General features: G+C 38.8%; 14 protein-coding genes and 4 pseudogenes. 9 read left to right on the forward strand and 9 right to left on the reverse strand.

What is annotated here, in order from left to right:
- Positions 1-216 precede the first annotated feature (216 nt).
- Both rapA and rluA read left to right on the forward strand, forming a co-directional pair.
- Positions 217-3123 (forward strand): annotated as a pseudogene (rapA, locus tag E3U36_RS08475) (RNA polymerase-associated protein RapA).
- A 51-nt stretch (positions 3124-3174) separates the two neighbouring features.
- Positions 3175-3822, forward strand: a complete 648-nt coding sequence (gene rluA / locus E3U36_RS08480) for a bifunctional tRNA pseudouridine(32) synthase/23S rRNA pseudouridine(746) synthase RluA (protein ID WP_180816239.1) — start codon at positions 3175-3177, stop codon at positions 3820-3822.
- Positions 3823-3862: 40 nt separating this feature from the next.
- Here the strand turns inward: rluA and djlA are convergent, their stop codons facing one another.
- Positions 3863-4681 (reverse strand): co-chaperone DjlA, encoded by an 819-nt coding sequence (gene djlA / locus E3U36_RS08485; RefSeq protein WP_180816240.1) that lies wholly within the window; start codon positions 4679-4681, stop codon positions 3863-3865.
- 182 nt (positions 4682-4863) lie between these two features.
- Here djlA and lptD point away from each other — a divergent pair, with 182 nt between their 5' ends.
- From lptD to apaH, 6 genes are all read left to right on the forward strand, one after another.
- Positions 4864-7203, forward strand: coding sequence for an LPS assembly protein LptD (gene lptD, locus E3U36_RS08490; RefSeq protein ID WP_180817595.1), 2340 nt, complete (start codon positions 4864-4866; stop codon positions 7201-7203).
- A gap of 83 nt (positions 7204-7286) precedes the next feature.
- Complete coding sequence (gene surA / locus E3U36_RS08495) at positions 7287-8588, forward strand: peptidylprolyl isomerase SurA (RefSeq protein ID WP_180816241.1); 1302 nt, start codon at positions 7287-7289, stop codon at positions 8586-8588.
- 5 nt (positions 8589-8593) lie between these two features.
- Positions 8594-9589 (forward strand): 4-hydroxythreonine-4-phosphate dehydrogenase PdxA, encoded by a 996-nt coding sequence (pdxA, locus tag E3U36_RS08500; protein ID WP_180816242.1) that lies wholly within the window; start codon positions 8594-8596, stop codon positions 9587-9589.
- On the forward strand, positions 9582-10391 hold the full coding sequence (gene rsmA, locus E3U36_RS08505; protein WP_180816243.1) for a 16S rRNA (adenine(1518)-N(6)/adenine(1519)-N(6))-dimethyltransferase RsmA: 810 nt from the start codon (positions 9582-9584) through the stop codon (positions 10389-10391). The genes pdxA and rsmA overlap by 8 nt, the downstream gene beginning before the upstream one ends.
- 23 nt (positions 10392-10414) lie before the next feature.
- The gene (gene apaG / locus E3U36_RS08510; protein WP_180816244.1) at positions 10415-10792 is read left to right on the forward strand and encodes a Co2+/Mg2+ efflux facilitator ApaG/CorD; all 378 of its coding nucleotides are present in this window, start codon (positions 10415-10417) and stop codon (positions 10790-10792) included.
- A 2-nt stretch (positions 10793-10794) separates the two neighbouring features.
- Positions 10795-11613 carry a bis(5'-nucleosyl)-tetraphosphatase (symmetrical) ApaH gene (gene apaH / locus E3U36_RS08515; protein WP_180816245.1) on the forward strand — a complete coding sequence of 273 codons (819 nt, stop codon included), beginning with the start codon at positions 10795-10797 and terminating at the stop codon, positions 11611-11613.
- Between the two features lie 258 nt (positions 11614-11871).
- Here apaH and folA read toward each other — a convergent pair whose 3' ends face one another.
- The 8 genes and pseudogenes from folA to nudF all read right to left on the reverse strand — a co-directional run bounded on the left by folA (position 11872) and on the right by nudF (position 21451).
- On the reverse strand, positions 11872-12366 hold the full coding sequence (gene folA / locus E3U36_RS08520) for a type 3 dihydrofolate reductase (protein WP_180816246.1): 495 nt from the start codon (positions 12364-12366) through the stop codon (positions 11872-11874).
- A 217-nt stretch (positions 12367-12583) separates the two neighbouring features.
- Positions 12584-13999: pseudogene (gene ftsP / locus E3U36_RS08525) on the reverse strand (cell division protein FtsP).
- Between the two features lie 209 nt (positions 14000-14208).
- The gene (locus E3U36_RS08530; RefSeq protein ID WP_180816247.1) at positions 14209-14943 is read right to left on the reverse strand and encodes a 1-acylglycerol-3-phosphate O-acyltransferase; all 735 of its coding nucleotides are present in this window, start codon (positions 14941-14943) and stop codon (positions 14209-14211) included.
- A gap of 50 nt (positions 14944-14993) precedes the next feature.
- On the reverse strand, positions 14994-17249 hold the full coding sequence (parC, locus tag E3U36_RS08535; protein ID WP_180816248.1) for a DNA topoisomerase IV subunit A: 2256 nt from the start codon (positions 17247-17249) through the stop codon (positions 14994-14996).
- Positions 17250-17285: 36 nt separating this feature from the next.
- Positions 17286-19181, reverse strand: coding sequence for a DNA topoisomerase IV subunit B (gene parE / locus E3U36_RS08540; protein ID WP_180816249.1), 1896 nt, complete (start codon positions 19179-19181; stop codon positions 17286-17288).
- 96 nt (positions 19182-19277) lie between these two features.
- A pseudogene (yqiA, locus tag E3U36_RS08545) lies at positions 19278-19861 on the reverse strand (esterase YqiA).
- Positions 19861-20700 (reverse strand): 3',5'-cyclic-AMP phosphodiesterase, encoded by an 840-nt coding sequence (gene cpdA / locus E3U36_RS08550; protein WP_180816250.1) that lies wholly within the window; start codon positions 20698-20700, stop codon positions 19861-19863. The pseudogene yqiA and the gene cpdA overlap by 1 nt, the downstream one beginning before the upstream one ends.
- A 104-nt stretch (positions 20701-20804) precedes the next feature.
- Positions 20805-21451 (reverse strand): annotated as a pseudogene (nudF, locus tag E3U36_RS08555) (ADP-ribose diphosphatase).
- A gap of 220 nt (positions 21452-21671) precedes the next feature.
- Here nudF and tolC point away from each other — a divergent pair.
- Complete coding sequence (gene tolC, locus E3U36_RS08560; RefSeq protein WP_180816251.1) at positions 21672-23057, forward strand: outer membrane channel protein TolC; 1386 nt, start codon at positions 21672-21674, stop codon at positions 23055-23057.
- The last annotated feature ends 72 nt before the right edge of the window (positions 23058-23129 follow it).

Here is a 23129-nt window from a genome sequence, read left to right on the forward strand (position 1 = left end):
TCTGCTTAATACCTGAACATTCTCTGTTAAAACACAAATAAATAATAATATCTTATAAAAAAGCATTTTTATAGGTGACTATTGGCACCGCATTTATTAACATACAGTCCTTTCAAAAAGAGATTAAGATATTGTTTTATGATTAATATAATTACTCTCTTCAAAATGAACAACCCATAATTTTCTCAAATATACGGATAAACTGAGTTAAAATTTATGCCATTTATTCTTGGTCAACGATGGATAAGCGATACAGAAAGTGAACTTGGATTAGGTACCGTGGTAGCTATTGATAGCCGCATGGTTACAGTAATTTTCCCTGCAAGTGGAGAAAATCGCCTTTATGCAATAAATAATGCACCAATTACACGCGTTATGTTTAATGAAGGCGATCTGATCACCAGCCATGAAGGCTGGCAGTTGAGAGTTGAAAATGTACAACAAGACGAGGGAGTACTTGTCTATACAGGAACTCGTATCGATTCTGATGAAAAAAACGTCAGCCTGCGCGAAGTGTTTCTTGATAGCAAGTTAACTTTTAATAAACCACAAGATCGTTTGTTTGCCGGTCAACTTGATCGAATGGATTGTTTTGCATTACGCTATAGCGCCTTGCGTTTCCAATACCAACACTTTGGTCACCAAATCGGTGGACTAAGAGGTATGCGTGCCAATTTGATCCCTCACCAACTTTATATTGCTCAAGAAGTAGGTAAAAGCCACCATCCACGTGTTTTATTAGCGGACGAAGTTGGATTAGGCAAAACTATTGAAGCAGGAATGATCATTCATCAACAGTTACTTGCTGGACGTATTGAACGAGTACTGATTATCGTACCTGAAAGTTTGCAACACCAATGGTTCGTCGAAATGCTACGTCGTTTTAATTTGCGTTTTTCGCTGTTTGATGACAGCCGTTATACCGAATCATTACACGATAGTGAGAATCCTTTTGAAACAGAGCAGCTGGTCATCTGTTCTCTTGATTTCGTTCGCCGCAATAAAAAACGTTTTGATCATCTGCTAGAAGCCAGCTGGGATATGATGGTTGTTGATGAAGCCCATCACCTGATATGGAGTGAAGAGTCGCCTAGCCGCGAATACCAAGCTATCGACACGCTGGCTCAGCAAATTCCTTCAGTGCTGTTATTAACCGCTACCCCTGAACAGCTGGGTCAAGAGAGCCATTTTGCTCGCCTACGTTTACTGGATCCTAATCGCTTTCATAGCTATCAACACTTCATTGAAGAACAACAAAATTATAGCCCGGTTGCCGAAGCCGTTAGTTTGTTCCTTTCTGGTGAAAAATTAAATAATAAGCAGCAAAATTTACTAACAGAATTAATTAAGGAGCAGGATATTGAGCCTCTTCTTAAAGCCAGTAACAGTGATAATGAAGAAAGTAAAAAAGCACGTCGCGAATTGATTACCATGTTGATGGATCGTCATGGAACGAGCCGTTTACTATTTCGCAATACCCGTAATGGCGTTAAAGGCTTTCCTCGGCGTGAATTACACGCTATTAAATTACCTTTACCCCCACAGTACCAAACGGCGATTAAAGTTGCTGGCATCATGAATGCTCAGAAATCCGTTGATATCAGTGCGCGGGAGATGCTCTACCCTGAACAAATCTATCAGACGTTTGAAGGTGAAAATGCAACTTGGTGGAATTTTGATCCCCGGGTTGAATGGCTAAAGCATTTCTTAACAACTCATCGGCAAGAAAAAGTTTTAGTTATCTGCTCTCAAGCAACTACTGCCTTACAATTGGAACAGGTACTAAGAGAAAAAGAAGCGATCAGAGCGGCCGTTTTTCATGAAAATCTATCATTACTCGAACGGGATCGGGCGGCTGCCTATTTTGCCTCCCAAGAACAAGGTGCCCAGGTATTACTATGCTCTGAAATTGGCTCTGAAGGACGTAATTTCCAATTCGCCAACCAGTTAGTTATGTTTGATGTGCCTTTTAATCCTGATTTGCTTGAGCAAAGAATTGGGCGTCTGGATCGTATCGGTCAAAATCGGGATATCCAAATTAGCGTACCTTCCCTTGAAAATACTGCCCAAGCTATTTTGCTACGTTGGTATCATGAGGGGCTTGATGCCTTTGAGTATACTTGTCCAACTGGTCGCGCTATTTATGATCAATATTATCAGCAACTGGTTGAGTATTTGGCTAAACCCACCGTCCTTGATAACTTTGACGATTTTATTAAAGCTTGCCGAGCTAAACATAACCAACTCAAAACCCAATTAGAGCAAGGGCGCGATCGCTTATTAGAAATGAATTCTAATGGTGGCGAAATTGGTCAAGATTTAGCCAAACAAATTGCAGAACAAGATAATAGTATTGATTTGATTAATTTTTCATTAAATTTGTTCGATATCATTGGTATTAACCAAGAAGATCGCAGTGATAATCTGATCGTTCTTACGCCTGCTGAACATATGTTGATACCTGATTTTCCTGACTTGCCGCAAGATGGTTGTACTATTACCTTCGATCGTACTCAAGCATTGTCTAGAGAAGATACCGCATTTATTAGCTGGGAACACACGATTATTCGTAATGGTATGGATTTGATCCTTTCTGGCGAAATTGGCAGTTGTGCTGTGTCTTTATTGAAAAATAAAACCTTACCAGTCGTTACACTACTTACTGAATTAATTTATGTTGTTGAGGCACAAGCACCCAAAAATCTACAAGTCACTCGCTTTTTACCGCCAACGCCAATTCGTATTCTAATGGATTTAAAAGGTAATGATCTGGCTAAGCAAGTAGAATTTGAAAGTTTTAATCGTCAGCTAAATACTGTGAATCGCCATACTAGTAGTAAACTGGTAAATGCCGTACAAAAATAGGTACATAACATACTGAAACTTTCTAAAGCCATAATAGAAAAAGAAGCAAGTATGTTGATTGCCGAAGCAAAAACACAAGCGGATAAAATATTATCGTTAGAGTATTCGCGATTAGAGGCATTAAAATCTGTCAATCCGAATATTCGTCCTGATGAATTAAGCGCTATTGAATATGAACGCCAACAATTATTGCTCAATATTGATCAAGCTAATTGGCGATTAGATTCTATACGCCTGGTGACTGTTACCCATCAGTAATTATTTATCACCAGAAACAATAAAGTTTTTGGCCACGTTGGAGCAACTGATATGTTTTACAATCCGCCTATCGATCCCTGGCTACACGTTATTTATCAAGATCAGCATATTATTGTGGTGAACAAACCTAGTGGTTTGTTATCAGTACCTGGTAAAGCCGCCGAACATAAAGACAGTATTATGACACGGGTTCAGGCGGATTTTCCAACAGCTGAATCTGTTCATCGCCTTGATATGGCAACCAGCGGAGTTATGGTCGTGGCATTGAATAAAAGCGCAGAAAAAGAGTTAAAACGTCAATTCCGTGAAAGAGAGCCACAAAAAATTTATCAAGCAAGGGTTTGGGGTCATATTACCAATAAAAAAGGACTTATTGATCTGCCTCTGATCTGCGATTGGCCTAATCGGCCTAAACAAAAAGTGTGCTTTACAACCGGTAAACAAGCACAAACTAAATACGAAGTGTTAGCTTATGAAGAACAAACAACGCGAGTTAAACTTGTTCCGATTACAGGTCGCTCACATCAACTACGTGTTCATTTGCTGTCACTGGGTCATCCTATTATTGGTGATCGATTCTATGCTCATCAAGCAGCGCTAATACTCTCTTCACGTTTACAATTACACGCAGAAGCGCTTTACATTACGCACCCAGTTTATGGGTCACCTATCCACTTCACGTGTAAAGCCGATTTTTAACAGCTGGAAAATTTATTCAACTAACGTTTAATATTATATACTATTTAAAGTGACGCTCTTTTTTAATTAAATCATAAGCTAATTGAATGGATTGTGCTTTTTGTTTGGCAATTTCCATCATTTCTGGTGGTAATCCTTTAGCAACCAATTTATCTGGATGATGTTCAGCCATTAATTTACGATAAGCACGTTTAATTTTGGTTTGTTCATCATCAGGTTGCACACCTAATACCTTACAAGCATCCGCTAATGTTGGTCCTTGCGCAGTATGTCGATAGCGATTGGAACCATAAGAATAGTTACTACTATGCTCAAACCGTCGACCGCCTTCCATCATATGTAAGAATTGTTCAAACTGATTATATGAAATGCCTAACTCTTCAGCAATAATAAACAGTACTTTTCGCTCATTTGGATGTAAAGCTCCATCGGCAAAAGCAGCTTGTATTTGAATTTCCAGAAACATCTGGATAAGATCAAATCGACCGAAACAAGCTCGGCGTAATTTTTTCAGCGTTTGTCTGAGAGGAAAATTTTGTTCCTTACCTTCTCTAAATGCATTTTGTGCTGAAATTCTGGCATCACCATGCAACTGCATTCTATCCATCAGGTTTTTTGCTAGTTGAATATCAACTTCAGTGACTCGGCCTTTTGCTTTCGTTAAATGGCCTAAAATCTGAAATGTGCTGACAAAAAAAAGTGCCTGACGGCTCTGCTTAGTGCCTGTTTTCTCTAAATTTTGCTGTTCTGATGCTTTATCATATGCATGACCGATAATGAAACCGATGATAACACCCCAAATATGAGTGCCAGACATGATCCCCAACATAACACCAATAATTTTTCCCCAATACCGCATAAACTTCTCAATTCCCCAATGCCCTGAGTATAATTTTGCATTATCATACTACTCATTATACTCTGTGCCTAATAACCTGAATATATAGCTGATGGTTTTATACAGACAAGAGCCGTTAAGTACGTTAATTGTTGAACTTTTGCCTACACGATAATATCGATGAAGGAACTACATACAGAATGATGAAAAAAAGTCACCCGACACTACTTGCTACCATGATTTGGATAGCTATTCATAGCCAACAGGCCCATGCTGATCTAACAGAACAATGCATGCTAGGGGTACCGGTATATACTAAACCCATCGTGAAAGGTAATCCCAATGATCTACCCATCCATATCACCGCAAAAGATGTGGCTGGTGAATATCCTCATTTCATCGAGTATAAAGATAATGTAGATATTCAACAAGGTAACCAGACTCTCACCGCCGATGAAGTTAAATTGACCCAAACAGAGACGACAAGTAAAAATCCATTACGTACGGTAGTAGCAACAGGAAATGTACATTATGATGATCCACAAATCATCCTAAAAGGGCCAAAGGCATGGTCAAATCTTAGTAATAAAGATACCGATGTCGAAAAAGGTGACTATTTGATGGTCGGGCGTCAGGGTCTCGGCTACGCAAATAAAATGAAATTACGCGGAGAAAATCGATACACCATTTTAGAAAAAGGCATGTTTACTGCCTGCCTTCCAGGTAATGATAGCTGGAGCGTTGTTGGCTCAGAAGTTATTTTAGACCGCCAAGAACAGGTTGCCGAAATATGGAATGCACGTTTTCGCATTGCTAATGTACCTGTTTTTTATAGCCCTTATTTAAAATTACCGATTGGCAATAAACGTCGATCCGGTTTTCTACTACCTCATGGTAGTTATTCTAAAGGTTCAGGCTTAGACTTTGCGCTACCCTTTTACTGGAATATTGCACCTAACTACGATGCAACCATTACACCACAATTTATGACCTTTCGTGGCGTAAAACTGAATAACGAGTTTCGTGATCTGACAATTGCTGGAACCGGTACCGTTGCCGTTGATTGGCTAAAACACGACCGCAGTTATATTAAAGATAAAAATAGTGGCAAGTATCCCGCTCGTGATAGTGATGATCGCTGGCTTCTATATTGGGGTCATTCGGGCGTACTCAATCAAGTATGGCGTTTTAATATCGATTATACCAAAGTCAGTGATCCAAAATATTTCACCGATTTTACCTCTAAATATGGTAATAGTACTGACGGCTATGTCACTCAGAAATTCAGTGTCGGTTATGCACAACCTAACTGTAATGCAACCTTAACACATAAACAGTTTCAGGTTTTTGTCGATTCACCGAATAGTAAAGCTTACAAAACTGAACCGCAATTAGACCTAAATTTTTATAAATATGATCTGGGGCCATTTGATCTGAAAACTTATGCCCAAGCAGCGCATATTACTAGTGTTGGGGCCAATAATCATGATGCCACTCGGTTACATATCGAGCCAGAATTGAACCTACCACTAGCAAATGATTGGGCCAGTATTAACAATACTGTAAGGGTAATGGCAACTTATTATGATCAGGATATCCCTGACAAATTGGCTAATGGCACGCTAAAAAAACATGTTACTCGTGTCTTACCGTCAGTAACTTCTGATGCGAAACTGGTTTTCGAACGTGACCTGCTGACAAATAGCAATTATGTACAAACGTTAGAACCTCGGGTGCAATATCTTTATATACCTTATCGCGACCAAAGTGATATTAATAATTATGATTCATCCCTGCTACAGGCTGACTATAACGGTTTATTTCGTAACCGCATTTATAGCGGCTTAGATCGTATCGCTTCAGCTAACCAATTAACGACCGGTATCACTACGCGTATTTATGATGAAGAATTAACCGAACGTTTTAATTTTTCTGTCGGACAAATATACTATTTTGAGCGGTCCAGAACTGAAGATTCCAATTTACCAATTGAAGATAAAAGTAATACCGGTTCATCATTATGGGCCGGTGATACTTATTTACGCTTAACGGATAACTGGGGACTGCGTGGTGGGCTCCAGTATGATAGACGGCTGGGTGATATTACAATGGGGAATGTTGTGACCGAATATCGCCTGGATTCAGATCGTTTAATTCAGCTAAATTACCGCTTTGTCGATCGCGATTATATTCAAGCAACAGTTAGAAGCGCACCAGCCTTTCAAAAAGGAATTTCTCAAATGGGGGTGGTCGTGAGTTGGCCTTTAGGTGATCGCTGGGGTTTTGTTGGCTCATACTATCATGATCTAAAAGAAAACCAACCCGCCAGTCGATTAATCGGTTTACAATATAGTACGTGCTGCTGGTCAATTAATATGGGCTATGAGCATAAAATCGTCGGCTGGCAACAACAAAACTTCAATAGTGACTATGATAATCGCTGGTCAATCAATGTGGAACTAAGAGGCCTAAATAATAATCATAATTTGGGAAGTCAGGATATGCTTGCTAGTGGTATTTTACCTTCTCAAAGAGCCTTCTAATAAAATTGATATTTTCAACTATCAAATAGAAGAAACCTGAAATAGGATCAAACCTTAATATAATCGAACAAAATGAGAACTTTATGAATTATTGGAGAAAACTGATTATTGGCTTGTTGTTCACTGTTAGCACTACCACACTGGCCGCGCCACAACCATTGGATAAAGTGACTGCTATTGTTAATGATGGCGTTGTGCTACAAAGTGACGTAGATAATATGCTAGATATAGTAAGAATAAACGCCAGAAATGCAGGACAACAAATTCCTGATGAAAATGCATTACGTCACCAAATATTAGAACGCTTGATCATTGACAAAATTATTATGCAAATAGCCGAAAAAATGCAGATCCAGATCCCTGATCAAGCAATAGATGCTACTATCGCCAATATTGCAGCCCAAAATAGATTAACGGTTGGCCAACTACAACAACGATTGTCAATGGATGGTATCAATATACAAAATTACCGCAGCGATGTTCGTAGAGAAATGATGATCGCAGAAGTACGTAATAATGAGGTTCGTCGACGGATAACCGTTCTGCCGCAAGAAGTAGACTCACTGGCTGCCCAACTTAATTCACAAGCTGGACAAGATGCTACTGTTAACTTAAGCCATATTTTGATCCCATTACCAAAAAATCCAACTAATGAACAAAGTCAATCAGCGATGGCTACGGTAAATAAAATTATCGCCCCATTAAAGCAAGGCGCTGATTTTGGTAAGCTGGCCATTACTTACTCTGCCGATCCTAATGCTTTAAAAGGCGGGCAAATGGGCTGGAGTAAAGTTGAAGAATTGCCAACCGTTTTTGCTCAACGAATTCAGCATGCTAAAAAAGGCGATATCATTGGACCTATACGTTCTAGTGTCGGTTTTCATATCCTAAAACTTAATGATATACAAAGTGTCAATATGCCGATTTCGGTTACCGAAGTGAAAGCTCGCCATATAATTATTAAATTTTCACCTATTATGAATAGCGAACAGGCATATGGAAAAATACAACAAATTGCACAGCAAATTAAAACGGGTCAACTAACCTTTGCCGAAGCAGCTAAAAAATATTCACAAGATCCTGGCTCTGCATTACGTGGCGGTGAACTTGGCTGGAATATGCCCAATGTTTATGATCAAGCATTTCGTGATGGTTTAATGCGTTTAAATAAAGGTGAAACAAGTCAACCAATCCAGTCCTCTTTTGGCTGGCATCTTATTCAGCTGGAAGATACTCGCCAAGTAGATAAAACCGATGTAGCCCAGAAAGATCATGCCTATCGTCTATTATTCAATCGTAAATTTAACGAAGAAGCGCAAATTTGGATGCAAGAACTACGCGCATCTGCCTATGTAAAAATTCTTAATGATAGCGATGCACAGTAATCTTTATGGAAAAAAAAACTAATACTATCGTTCTCACCCCCGGTGAACCGGCCGGGGTAGGCCCTGATCTTTTGATCCAACTCGCTCAACAAAATTGGCCGGTTAGATTAGTTGCTTGTGCTGATCCAGACCTGCTAATAAGCCGAGCCGATCAACTCGGCTTAGAATTAGAATTAACTATTTATTCGCCAGGAACTCCGAATAACAACCAAGATGCCAAAACATTGACCGTGTTACCAATAAAATTACCTGCGCCGGTTAAAGCAGGCCAACTTAATAAACGAAATAGCACTTATGTAATAGAAACACTTAGCCGCGCCTGCGATGGCTGTATGACTGGTGAATTTTCAGGATTAGTTACCGGCCCTGTTCATAAAGGAATTATCAATGATGCAGGTATTCCCTTTACCGGGCATACTGAATTTTTTGCTGACAGAAGTAAAACAAAAAAAGTCGTCATGATGTTAGCGACAGAAACATTGCGTGTTGCGCTAGCAACAACCCATGTACCTCTCAAACAGGTTCCCGCTGCAATTACTTTTCAAAGCCTACAAGAAGTTATTTATATTTTAAATGAAGAATTAAAATCTAAATTTGGCATTACAACACCCGCCATCTATATCTGTGGATTAAATCCTCATGCCGGCGAAGGCGGACATATGGGACATGAGGAAATCGATACTATAATCCCAGTTATCGAGAAATTGCGTCATGAAGGATTGCAGCTTTATGGCCCTTTCCCGGCGGATACTCTATTCCAACCCAAATATCTGAACCAAGCTGATGTGATTTTAACTATGTATCACGATCAAGGTCTGCCTGTGCTAAAATATCAAGGTTTTGGCCACGCGGTAAACATTACTTTAAGCTTACCCTTTATTCGTACATCGGTTGACCATGGTACAGCGATAGAGCTAGCAGGAAGTGGGCAAGCAGATGTTAACAGTTTTATAACCGCCTTAAAATTAGCTATTAGCATGATACAAAATAACAATGAATAAACGAATCCATCAAGGGCACTTTGCCCGTAAGCGCTTTGGGCAAAATTTTTTAACTGACCCATTTATTATTGACAATATGGTTACTGCTTTTAACCCAAAGCCTGATCAAGCTATTGTTGAAATTGGCCCGGGTCTAGGCGCCCTAACATTACCTATTAGTGCACTTATAGAGAATATGACGGTAATCGAGTTAGATCGTGATCTGGCCGCCCGTTTAGCGGCACACCCTGCGCTAAGTGCTAAACTAACAATTATAGCAAACGATGCAATGACGATTGATTTTGGCGCAATAGCGAAAGAAAAGGGTCAACCCCTTAGAGTGTTCGGTAATCTTCCTTACAATATTTCAACTCCGCTAATGTTCCATCTTTTTACATATACTAATGCTATTGCTGACATGAATTTTATGCTACAAAAAGAGGTTGTAAATCGCTTAGTCGCAGGACCGAATACTAAAGCATATGGTCGCCTTAGCGTTATGGCGCAATATTATTGTCAGATAATCCCTATCTTAGAAGTACCGCCGTCGGCTTTTTCACCTGCGCCAAAAGTGGATTCAGCTGTCGTGCGTTTAATTCCTCATCAACGAAACCCTTACCCTATTTGTGATGTCAAATTATTAAGTCGTATTACTACACAGGCATTTAATCAACGACGTAAAACTATTCGTAATAGTTTAAGTGATTTATTTAGCGTGCAAGATTTTGAGCAATTAGGTATTGATCCAAATTGTCGCGCTGAAAATATTTCAGTAGAAAATTATTGCAAGTTAGCCAGCAAATTGGCTAAAACCTCTCGCTAATAGTGATAAACTTTGGGGGCACTATGCTAAATGAACCTAACATCTGTATACAAGTTCAAAGTGTCTATATTGAAAATCAATCTTTCCCGGAAGAAGCCAGATTTGTTTTTGCCTATACGGTTTCTATTCGCAATCTAGGCCGCACGCCGGTACAGCTAATAAGTCGCTATTGGTTAATTACCAATAGTGATGGTAAACGTACCGAAGTACAAGGACAGGGTGTGGTAGGAGAGCAACCTATCATTCAACCAAGCGCCGAATTTCGTTATACCAGTGGTGCTATTATAGAAACGCCAATGGGAACCATGGAGGGCCATTATGTGATGTTAGATAATGATGGTAAAAATTTTTATGTTGATATCCCAGTCTTTCGTCTTGCTATCCCAACAGTTATAAACTAATTATGGCTGCTTATCTTATAGGAGATATTCACGGTTGCTATCGTGAACTTAAAGCACTTCTCAAACAAGTGAAATTTGAACCACAAAAGGATGTTTTATGGCTCACCGGTGATCTAGTATCCCGAGGCCCGGATTCACTCAAAGTTTTACGTTACATTAAAACATTAGGCTCATCCGTAAGAATGGTACTAGGTAATCATGATCTCCACCTTATCGGTGTATATGCCAATATTAGCCATAATAAACCCAAAGACAAACTGAAAAAATTACTGACAGCGTCTGATGCTGATGAATTAGTTAATTGGTTACGACGTCAACCATTATTACAAGTTGACAATAAGAAAAAAATCATCATGGCACATGCTGGGATCACACCACAATGGGATTTAGCAACAGCACAGATGTGTGCCAAAGAAGTAGAGGCTATTCTTAGTAGTGATAGCTATCCTTTATTTATCGACTCCATGTATGGCGATATACCGAACAACTGGTCACCCAATTTAACAGGGTTATCCCGTTTACGCTTTAGTACTAACGTCCTGACTCGTATGCGTTATTGCTTTCCTGACGGTCAGTTAAACATGACCTGGAAAAATAAACCTGAAAACACACCTCCTCCTTTAAAGCCTTGGTTTGATCTGCCGCGAAAAATACCACCAGAATATGCCATTATTTTTGGTCATTGGGCTTCCCTTGAAGGGAAAGGAACACCTGAAGATATTTATGGGCTTGATACCGGTTGTTGCTGGGGAGGAAAATTGACTTTATTACGCTGGGAAGATAAAAAATATTTTCACCAGCCTGCATTTACCAAAAGATAACTAATACTATGCTTATTTTGCTATGCAACAAATAATGGAATATAAGTAATAAATTAATTAATTTTGTTTTAATATGACTAAAATAATAGCTATAAAAACTATTTGAATAGACCCTTATTTATAAATATTTGACTTAAATTATTTAATTAAGAATACAAATTTAATTTTTATTTATATATTTAACATCCACTAATTCAAATTAATAATAAAAAACCGAAGTATTAGCCTTCGATTTTTTATTACCACCAAGAATCGCTCTTAGCTTTGTGAACGGCGTTCTAATATTTCAAAACAATAATTATGAGAATTTTTATCATCTGCTTCATGGTATTCAGTAAATACAGAGTCCCACTCATTAGGCTCATAAACAGGAAAATAGGTATCACCAATCACTTCCGCATCTATATGCGTTAAATAAAGACAATTCGCCAGAGGTAAGAATAATTCATAAATTTTTCCCCCGCCTATAATCATTATTTCTTCTGCTTCTCCTGATGCAGCTAGTGCCTCATCAACTGAGTTAACCCAAACAACGCCATTATCATCACTCGAATGAGTATGACTAAGAATAATATTCAAACGTTGAGGTAAAGGTTTACCTATAGATTCATAAGTTATACGTCCCATTATAACTGGCTTATTTAACGTATTACGCTTCAACCAGGCTAAATCACCGGATAACACCCATGGCATGTTATTTTCCAAACCAATCACCTGATCCGCCGCCATTGCTGCGATTAAACTAATATTCATTAGGTTACCATATTGGCATAATAGAAAATTGGATTTTACATTTAATAAATCCAATCACTCTTCGATAAATCTACATTTTTATAAAAACGATCAAATTATTAATTACTATTATATAGATAATTTTCAATAATAAATAACAATCGAAATAACAAAACATAAAATAATACAATCACTTTTTTATAATCAGCTACAAAATATTCTATATAATAGAAATAAATTAAGTTGATGAATTGATCACCATCTGCGCAACTGAGCCTTTATCCGCTTTCTCTAAATTTTGACTAAAATACAAAAAAGGAAAATGATCATAAGACGGTTGTAGCATATTAACTAATAATTCACTTTATCCATTGATCCATACTGTATCTTTCCAGCCATAATCTTCCGGCCCTGGTACAACGCCATTATGATTAATAACTTTGAAACGAACACCTTCAATATGAAATGCTTGCGGCTCATGCGCTTTTACCGTCCAGCGTTCCCATGCTCCCTGCTGGGTGATTAAGTCAATACGATTTACATCCCGCATCATACCATTAAGGCCAAAAGGTTTGCTAAGGATCACTTCACGATTACGGATCGTCGACGTGATTTGGCTCGTGTCATTAACTAGAGTCTCTGGTAAATTATCTGTTACTAAGGATAATAATCCTGAAGAACAAATGGTTAAAAATTTGGTTGAATTTAATAAAGTTGACGGTTCGAAAAGTCCTTTAATACGATCCATAACCGCTGCTGCTCTTCCAGCAGTTATCGTCAATAACTCTGTTTTGGACATATCAATCAACATTTCTCGACGCTCGCCAGGCGCCATAGGTAATCTTTCGATACTTACTGGAGCCGGTAGCAGCCCTTGATCACTACCTATCAAATAAAATGGCCGCTTATCACTGATTTCCAATATATAACGCCTTGAATTTGATGCATTAAGCAGCCGTAAGCGGAGCCAGCCGCGAGCAACTTTAATATACGGCTCCTGCACACCATTAACTAATAAAGTATCACCTAAAAAACCTTCAGCTGTTGCTTTATAGTGAGGTGCGCCAAAACTATCTAGCCGTTTATCTTGCATAATAATAGGAAAATCATCAACACCGTAATGATTAGGAATATTTAAATTCTTACTGGTTTTATCTGACACAATCCACATACCAACCAAGCCATCATGAATTTGTTTTGCCATCTTGCCAGGTGTATTAGCATGATACCAACAGGTCGCAGCCGGTTGACGGATCGGCAGTACCGGCGACCAATCAACATTGGGTGACATTAATCTTGCCGCCCCACCAATTTTAGTTCCGGGAACTTGCAACCCACTGACTGTCATAGCTACTTCTTTAGAAAGTCGATTGCTATATACCAATTTCAAATCACTACCATTTTCTACTCGAATGGTTGGCCCCAAATAATAACCATTACAACCAATAGTATTAGTGCGATGGCTACCATCAAAAGACCAATAAGATTTTTTCAACGTAAGAAACAGCGGTTGACCAACATGAGATTCCAATAAAGATGGGATTGGCAATAATGGATACCCTTCATTTTTTTCTGCTCTAACCGCAGCAGTAAGCATAGAAACACTCATAGCTATACTTGATAGCTTAAGAAATCGACGCCGACTTAGTGACATATCTTCTCCACAAAATCATTAATAAGCTAGCGCCATTTATTGTTCATCCAGGAAAGATCCTTATCTTACTATCCGCTAGTAATTGTATTATCACAATTGTTTGATAACTATATTCCATTAAGACGATAGATTGATACAATGCCAAATATTAATATATTGTTAAATATGACAATTTAGAAACTAATTTGCTTAAAAAATGAACTTAACCTTTATTTCATTTTTTGTTCTATTTCTGCCACTTCTTTATTTAATTCTGCAATTTTAACTTTGAATAAATCATGGCAATATTCTGCTAATTCACGCACGTTTTCCCGATTATACTTTGTTGTATCAATAGGCGGTAGCATTTCGACAATCACTACTCCATTATTCCAACGATTCAGTTTAATGCGCCCTTCTGTTTCAGATAAACAGACTGGTACTATCGGAACCCCAGCTGCAATTGCTGCATAAAATGCACCGGTTTTAAATGGTAGTAAACCTCGACCACGACTACGGGTTCCCTCAGGAAACATCCAAACAGAAATTTTTCTTTTTTTTATCTGCTTAACAACCTGTGAAATGGTATTGTGCGCTTTAGTTCGATTAGCCCTATCAATAAGAATATTACCGGCCAACCAATATAGTTGACCGAAAAAAGGGATAAATACTAAGCTCTTTTTTCCAACAGTAACGGTATTTGGCTGTACTGCATTTGACATAGTTACCATATCATAGTTATTTTGATGATTACCGATATAAATACTGGGACCGTAATCTTTCGCTTCAGAAGGCACCCGATTAATAATGTTAATACCAAAGACATAAGATAATTTGCCAAACAGTCGGCCAAAGCGCATAACATAGTGTGGATTTCTTGGACTTAATAAGCAATAAAAACAACCTAACACGCAAACCAATATCGTAAATAGGATCACAATAATAATACGAACAATAGCTAACATATTTACCTCAAGTAATAAGTAACTTCACACACCTATAAAAAAATCAAAAATTATCCATTACTGGGAGGAGTTACTTCTATACGTTCAATACTCTGTAATCCACGAGGTAATGAAGAACCTTTACGACCTCGTGCAGCACGATATTTTTGCAAATCTTCTGGATTTAATTTCAGTTTTCGTTTGCCAAAATAGAGGGTAATTGAAGACTGAGGCTGCAAAAACATTAACCAAACTAGCAAATCCTCTCTGCTGGCTGATTGAGCCGCTGCAATATTAATAATTTTATTGCCTTTACCTTTAGAGAGCTGAGGGAGATCACTAACAGGAAATATTAACATTCTTCCTGCGTTAGTAATTGCCAATAATAAATCTTGCTGTTCATTATTGACTTCTAATGGCGCCAGTACCTTTGCATTATTAGGTAAGGTAATTAATGCCTTACCTGCTTTATTTTTTGCCACTAAATCGCTAAAAGTACAAATAAAACCATAACCTGCATCCGATGCTAACAAATATTTTTGTTCTTCGGGAGCAGTCAATACATGTTCAACCGTTGCGCCAGGTGGTAATGCCAATTTACCAGTAAGTGGCTCTCCTTGTCCGCGGGCAGAAGGAAGATCAAGCGGATCAAGGGAATAACTACGTCCAATACTATCAAGTAAAACAACCGGTTGATTCGTTTTGCCCCTTGCTGAGCTACGGAAACCATCTCCGGCTTTATAGTTAAGATTAGTCGGATCAATATCATGGCCTTTTGCGCTTCTCACCCATCCCATAACAGAAAGAACAATAGTAACCGGCTCAGAAGGCAAAATATCATGTTCATTCATGGCTTTTGCTTCAATACGCTCCTTAAGTGGTGAGCGACGATAATCACCATAAGTCTGGGCATCGGTTTCAATTTCTTTCTTGATCAAGGTGTTTAAACGACGCTCAGAGCCTAAAATAGCTTGCAGTTGATCACGCTCTTTAGCTAATTCATCTTGCTCACCACGTAATTTAAATTCCTCCAGTTTAGCCAAATGACGCAATTTAAATTCCAGAATAGATTCAGCCTGAGTTTCTGAAAGCGCAAAACTGGACACTAATACTGCTTTAGGCTCATCTTCATTACGGATAATATGGATAACCTCATCTATATTAAGATAAGCTATTAATAAACCCTCAAGGATATGTAAGCGTTTTAATACTTTTTCTAAACGATGATTTAAGCGATTACGTACGGTTTCTCGCCTAAATAATAACCATTCATTTAAAATTTCTACCAGTCCTTTAACTGCCGGACGATTATCCAGACCAATCATATTCAAATTGACCCGATAACTTCTTTCTAGATCGGTCGTGGCAAATAAATGTGTCATCACTTGTTCTAAATCAATCCGATTACTTCTAGGTACAATCACTAAACGTGTTGGATTTTCATGATCTGATTCATCACGTAGATCTTCTACCATCGGTAATTTTTTGGCACGCATTTGTGAAGCAATCTGCTCCAACACCTTAGCACCTGAAACTTGATGAGGTAGTGCAGTAATAACGGCATTGCTATCATCCATTTCCCATACAGCACGTAACCGAATAGAACCACGGGCTGTTTGGTAAATTTTTTGAATATCTTCTTTTGATGAAATAATTTCTGCTTCTGTTGGATAATCAGGAGCGGGAATAAAACCCATCAACATTTTAAGATCAGCTTTTGGATTTTCCAGTAAAGCAATTAACGCGCTTGCTACCTCACGAGCATTATGCGGCGGAATATCGGTCGCCATACCAACGGCAATTCCTGTCGTGCCATTTAGCAGAATATTGGGTAATCTTGCCGGTAGTGTTTTGGGTTCGGTTAATGTTCCATCAAAATTAGGTGTCCAGGATACCGTTCCCAATCCTAATTCACTGAGTAGCGTTTCAGCATATTTTGACAATCTTGACTCGGTGTAACGCATCGCAGCAAACGATTTAGGATCATCAGGGGCTCCCCAGTTTCCCTGACCATCAACTAATGGATAACGATAGGAAAATGGTTGTGCCATCAATACCATGGCTTCATAACAAGCGCTATCACCATGAGGATGATATTTTCCCAATACATCACCGACTGTACGAGCTGATTTTTTATACTTAGCGGCATTACTCAAACCAAGTTCAGACATGGCATAAACAATTCGTCGCTGAACAGGCTTTAACCCATCACCAATAAATGGCAATGCTCTGTCCATGATGACGTACATGGAATAATTGAGATAGGCATTTTCGGTAAAGGTATAAAGTGGTTGCTGCTCTACACCATCGTGAGTTATCTCACTCATTCATTTGATTCCTTAATCTATGGTTAACAGTATCGATTACACTTCAATTTCTATCGCATCGCCTTTATCTTGTAACCAATTTCGACGATCTTCTGCCCGTTTTTTCGCCAATAACATATCCATCATCGCTAGTGTTTCTTGATAATTCTCATCATTAATAATGAGCTGCACTAAACGTCGTGTATTGGGATCAAGTGTGGTTTCACGTAATTGAGTCGGATTCATTTCGCCTAACCCTTTAAAACGCTGGACATTCGGTTTGCCACGCTTATAGCTTAGTCTGTCGAGAACCGCGGTTTTTTCACCTTCATCGAGCGCATAATAGACTTCTTTACCTAGATCAATACGGTATAAGGGTGGCATAGCAATATAAATATGGCCTGCTTTTACTAAAGCGGAAAAGTGGCGAACAAAAAGCGCGCAGAGTAAAGTTGCAATATGCAATCCATCTGAATCTGCATCGGCAAGCACACAAATCTTACCGTAACGGAGTTGGCTAAGATCATCGCTGTCTGGATCAATACCAATAGCTACTGAAATATCATGGACTTCCTGTGAAGCTAAAACCTCATCGGAAGAGACTTCCCAAGTATTCAATATTTTCCCTCTTAGCGGCATAATCGCCTGAGATTCTCGATCACGAGCCTGCTTAGCCGAGCCGCCGGCTGAATCTCCTTCAACTAAAAATAGCTCAGTAAAATTAAGATCTTGAGAAGTACAACCAGCTAACTTGCCGGGTAACGCAGGCCCGCTGGTCAGTTTCTTGCGCACGACTTTTTTCGCTGCTCGCAGACGCCTGTGTGCACTTGAAATGGTGAGTTCCGCTAATTGCTCAGCTTCTTGAACATTTTGGTTTAACCACAAACTAAAAGCATCTTTTACTACACCGGAAACAAACGCAGCACTCTGGCGAGAAGAAAGACGTTCTTTGGTTTGGCCGGCAAATTGTGGATCTTGCATTTTGACTGATAAGACATAAGCACAGCGTTCCCAAATATCATCACCTGTCAATTTAACACCGCGCGGAAGTAAATTACGGTATTCACAAAACTCCCTCATCGCATCCAGTAAGCCCTGGCGTAACCCATTAACATGGGTACCCCCCTGTGGGGTTGGAATAAGGTTAACATAACTTTCGGTTAATAGTTCTCCACCTTCTGGTAACCAAAGCAGAGCCCAATCGACCATTTCTATTTGGCCGGCAAAATTACCAACAAACGCTTTCTCAGGTAAAGTCACTAAGCCGTTCATTGCTTCCATTATATAGTCGGTCAAGCCATCGTTATAACGCCATGTCTGCTCAGTATTATTTATTTTATCCTTAAAGACGATTTCAACACCAGGGCATAGCACAGCCTTGGCTTTTAATACGTGCACTAAACGCGAAATGGAAAAGCGTGGGTTGTCAAAAAAATGGCTATCAGGCCAAAAACGGACACCGGTACCGGTCGTGCGTTTAGCACAACTACCAATAACCTCAAGTTCCTGAACTTTTTCACCATTTTCAAAAGCAATTCGGTATATTTGGCTATCACGACTAACAGTTACTTCAATACGTTTTGATAATGCATTGACCACTGAAATACCAACACCATGTAGCCCGCCAGAAAATTGATAATTTTTATTAGAAAATTTTCCCCCGGCATGTAACTGCCCCAAAATCAGCTCTACAGCCGGTACCTTCTTTTCTGGATGAATATCAACCGGCATACCTCGGCCATCATCAATCACTTCCAGTGACTGATCTTCATACAAGATTACATCGATACGTTTAGCATAACCGGCAAGCGCCTCATCCACGCTATTATCAATTACTTCCTGTGCCAGGTGATTTGGTCGAGAAGTATAGGTGTACATGCCTGGGCGACGACGTACAGGTTCTAAACCACTGAGGACCTCGATTGCCTCTGCATTATAACTAGATTGAGTCATATTATTTTCTGCGGTAATTGACGATTAATTAGGCAAATAAATGCTTAGATACTGATGATAATAACAGTCATTTAGCTATTTTGGATAATTTTTTACTTATTTTGTCTTTGCCAAAGCTAAAAAACGCATAATTTGTGGAAAATAGTAGTCAAATCCAACAAAAGCATGGTTACCTCCTGGCGCTATTGTTTGCTTACACTCCATAAGATAAGGTAACAGCTTGACGATAGTCCAATATTTCATCACCTGTTTATTGTAATAGCCAAATCAAATCAGGCGCGGTTAATGCATCAATTTGTATTGCTTGTAGTTCATTAAATGGTGGGATTGTAAAATGTAGCGTTCCTTTGTATAAGGATTGACTTGCTCACCTAAATACTGCTCAAACAAATCAAAAGGACGTACCGCTGGATTGACAACCACAGCGGGTAAATTAAATTTCTGCGATAACCAAATAGCAAAATAACCGCCCAATGAAGAACCTAACAACCCAATCTGCTCTCCCGCATGGGCTGCTACGAGATTATGTAATAACTCAATCGCTTCTGCTGGATAACAAGGAAGCTGGGGTATCAACATATTAACTGCTGGATGTTGTCGCTCTAGCCAAGTTTTTAAGCTATTTGACTTCTGCGATAAGGGGAACTATTAAAACCATCTATATAAATTAATGTTGACATTAATAACCACCTGAGTCGAAATCTGGGCGAAATTTATCACTATCCAATCTGAAAACTTGTGTATCCAACACATTTTCACCGTTATCATTGATAGAAAGATCAAGATAACGCCACCCCGGTGCCATTGTATCTAATGTGAAATTAGTACAATGAGGTTTAAATTGTATACAGGTTGATGGTGTTGCCATCATACGAACCCCTTGCCAATATTCATCTATTTCTTGGTGAATATGCCCACATAAAATCGCTTTAACTTGTTGATATTGATTTAAATAGTCAGCCAAAATATGAGAGTTACGCAAGCTATGTTGATCAAGCCAGGTACAACCCGAAGGCAAAGAATGATGATGTAACATTAGTAAATGACTACGCTCCCTGTATGCATCAAAACAGCGTTTCATCCATAACAACTGTTGCTTAGATAATTTTCCATGCACAACACCTTGAATTTGGCTGTCCAACATTAGGATTTGCCAATTATCATTAATTAGCACCTGCTTAGAGGGTAAAATTCCTGCTTGTGCTAAAGTAGCAACCATTGCCGGTTGATAATCATGATTGCCAGGCAACCAAACACAAGGAGCAGATAACCGTTTGATCCCTTCCGCAAAATGCTGATAAGCTGATGCCGATTGATCTTGAACCAAATCACCGGTAGCAACAACCAAGTCAACATTTTCATGGCACGCTAAAATTGCATCAATTACTGCATGAAAACTACCAAAAGTATTGACGCCAAGTAGAGTATCATCAACATTAGCAAAAAGGTGAGTATCGGTAATTTGCAAGATCCTCACCAGTCTTTTTTGCTTTGTTGTTAATTTAAACAGACTATCCAAGCAATTTCCTTAGTTTCTACCTACTTTATACGTTATTTTAACATTAATACTTTATTAATCTCTGTAGGCTGATACACACTTCTTTTTCATGTTATGACAAACCGTTATTTTAAGTTCTTCAACCAGTTATTTTTCAACCTAAGATGATTTAATTGTAACCATTGTATTGCGATTACGGTAGCCGCATTATCAATTACCCCTAACTCCATCCATTTATAAGCTTGTTAACGACTAACAACATGGATACGAATATCTTCATTTTCACTGCTTAATCCATGTACACTGCCGGGTTTGATAGCAGATGCATCAATTTTACCGATATGAACATAAATACGCTCAGTTGTACCCACGGGCTGGTAAGATAACTTAGAGCATAGTAACAACGCTGAATGGTAATACCCGCTTCTTCTTTTGCTTCGCGACGAACTAGCTGTTCTAAGTTTTCATTTTGTTCTACCATGCCAGCAATAACTTCTAACAACCACGGTGTTTCGCTCGTATCCATCGCCGGGATCCGTACTTGTTCAACTAACACTACCTTATCAAGACAGGGATCATAGGGTAAAATAACGCCAGCATTACCCCGCTCCAAAACTTCTCGCCGAATTTCCTGGCTCCAACCACCATTAAACAACTTATGTCGAAAACGGTATTCAACAAAACGAAAAAAACCATTATAAAGATCGAATTTAGCGGTAATTTCCACATTATTTTGGCTAAACTTGAAAGGTAAATTTTTTTTATCGCTCATAGAAACTCTCTGAATTTATATGCACTAACTGACAAAAAGTGAGACTTGTATAACGTTTTTTAAGGAAATTAGCTTATCAATAATGTAGCATTGGCCATATTTAACATGATAGATGGCACAAACAGCTACCATGGAATAATGACATATTCTGCTAAAATTAGCGGTGTTCATGTTTTTCTGAGATAACTAAAGCAAAAAATTGTATAATCAAGGAATCAGAATGAAAAAATTTATCTCTCTTTTTATCACCATTAGCCTAGTTGGACTAAGTGCCACTGGGCAAGCTGAAAATTTATTGCAAGTCTATCAGAAAGCAAAAGAAAGTAATCCGGATTTACGTAAATCGCTAGCAGAACGTAATCAAGCATTTGAAAAAATTAATGAATCTCGTAGTCCTTTGCTACCACAATTAGGTTTAGGCGCAAATTTCACCTATAACAGCGGTTATCGTGATAATCGTGACACGGAGAACAACCAACTTGGAGCCAATCTGAAACTCACCCAAACCATCTTTGATATGTCAAAATGGCAACAGTTAGACATGCAGGAAAAAACCGCCGGTATTGCAGATGTCACTTATCAAACTAACCAGCAAAAATTAATTCTTGAGACCGCCGCAGCTTATTTTGACGTATTCCGTGCTATTGACTTATTAGACTATATTGAAGCACAGAAAAAAGCCGTTTATCGCCAGTTAGATCAAACAACCCAACGTTTCAACGTAGGATTAGTCGCGATTACCGATGTACAAAACGCCCGCGCTAATTATGACAGCGTATTAGCTCAAGAAGTATCGAGCCGTAATCAATTAGAAAATTCGCTGGAAAAGTTACGTCAAGTTAGCGGCATCTATTACAGTCAATTAGCGGCTTTAAATATTGCTCATTTCAGTACCCAGACACCCGCACGAGTAGAGAAGCTATTAAAAGATGCTGAAACACGCAACTTAAGTTTACTTAGCGCCCGTTTATCACAAGATCTGGCGCGAGAAAATATTCGTTATGAACAATCAGGACATTTACCTACCCTTGGATTAGAAGCGTCAACCGATGTTAGTAACACCCAGTATCATGGTAGTGCTAATCAACAAATATGGAATAGAAATGGTCCTAGCTATACTGGCCAAAATAGTGTCGGATTAACGTTGAGGGTGCCTTTATATACAGGTGGCCGAACTAACTCACGCATTGAGCAAGCACAGTATGGTTATATTAGTGCCAGTGAACAGCTTGAAAGTACTTATCGCAATGTTATTCAGATAGTACGCTCTTCCTATAATAATGTGATTTCTTCTATTAGTAGCATTAAAGCCTACCAACAATTGGTTGTTTCAGCACAAAGTTCGTTAGATGCGATGGAAGCAGGCTATCAGGTCGGCACTCTGACTATCGTGGATGTATTAAACGCAACAACAGCCCTTTTTCAGGCGAAACAGAATTTAGCCAATGCACGTTATGATTATCTGATTAATGATCTGAAAATTCAGTATGCCCGTGGGACTTTAAATGAAGGCGATCTGCTCCGTTTAAATAGTAGCTTAGGAAAAACATTATCTACCTCACCGGATGCTATTATCAATCCGATGAGTGTTCCGCAAATACACTAAATAAATAACCCACTATTAATACCCATATATTGTGGGTATTTTTTATTGTAACGAAAGTTAATTAGAAAAGTT

Origin of the sequence: Arsenophonus endosymbiont of Aphis craccivora (assembly GCF_013460135.1) — a bacterium.
GTDB classification, from domain to species: Bacteria; Pseudomonadota; Gammaproteobacteria; order Enterobacterales; family Enterobacteriaceae; genus Arsenophonus; species Arsenophonus nilaparvatae.

Bases quoted from the DNA above. Each gene is read 5' to 3' on its own strand.
- parC (WP_180816248.1), bottom strand. From the start codon at position 17,249: ATGAGTGAGATAACTCACGATGGTGTAGAGCAGCAACCACTTTATACC.
- apaG (WP_180816244.1), top strand. From the start codon at position 10,415: ATGCTAAATGAACCTAACATCTGTATACAAGTTCAAAGTGTCTATATT.
- apaH (WP_180816245.1), top strand. From the start codon at position 10,795: ATGGCTGCTTATCTTATAGGAGATATTCACGGTTGCTATCGTGAACTT.
- rluA (WP_180816239.1), top strand. From the start codon at position 3,175: ATGTTTTACAATCCGCCTATCGATCCCTGGCTACACGTTATTTATCAA.
- pdxA (WP_180816242.1), top strand. From the start codon at position 8,594: ATGGAAAAAAAAACTAATACTATCGTTCTCACCCCCGGTGAACCGGCC.
- parE (WP_180816249.1), bottom strand. From the start codon at position 19,181: ATGACTCAATCTAGTTATAATGCAGAGGCAATCGAGGTCCTCAGTGGT.
- folA (WP_180816246.1), bottom strand. From the start codon at position 12,366: ATGAATATTAGTTTAATCGCAGCAATGGCGGCGGATCAGGTGATTGGT.
- lptD (WP_180817595.1), top strand. From the start codon at position 4,864: ATGAAAAAAAGTCACCCGACACTACTTGCTACCATGATTTGGATAGCT.
- rsmA (WP_180816243.1), top strand. From the start codon at position 9,582: ATGAATAAACGAATCCATCAAGGGCACTTTGCCCGTAAGCGCTTTGGG.
- djlA (WP_180816240.1), bottom strand. From the start codon at position 4,681: ATGCGGTATTGGGGAAAAATTATTGGTGTTATGTTGGGGATCATGTCT.
- E3U36_RS08530 (WP_180816247.1), bottom strand. From the start codon at position 14,943: ATGTTAGCTATTGTTCGTATTATTATTGTGATCCTATTTACGATATTG.
- tolC (WP_180816251.1), top strand. From the start codon at position 21,672: ATGAAAAAATTTATCTCTCTTTTTATCACCATTAGCCTAGTTGGACTA.
- surA (WP_180816241.1), top strand. From the start codon at position 7,287: ATGAATTATTGGAGAAAACTGATTATTGGCTTGTTGTTCACTGTTAGC.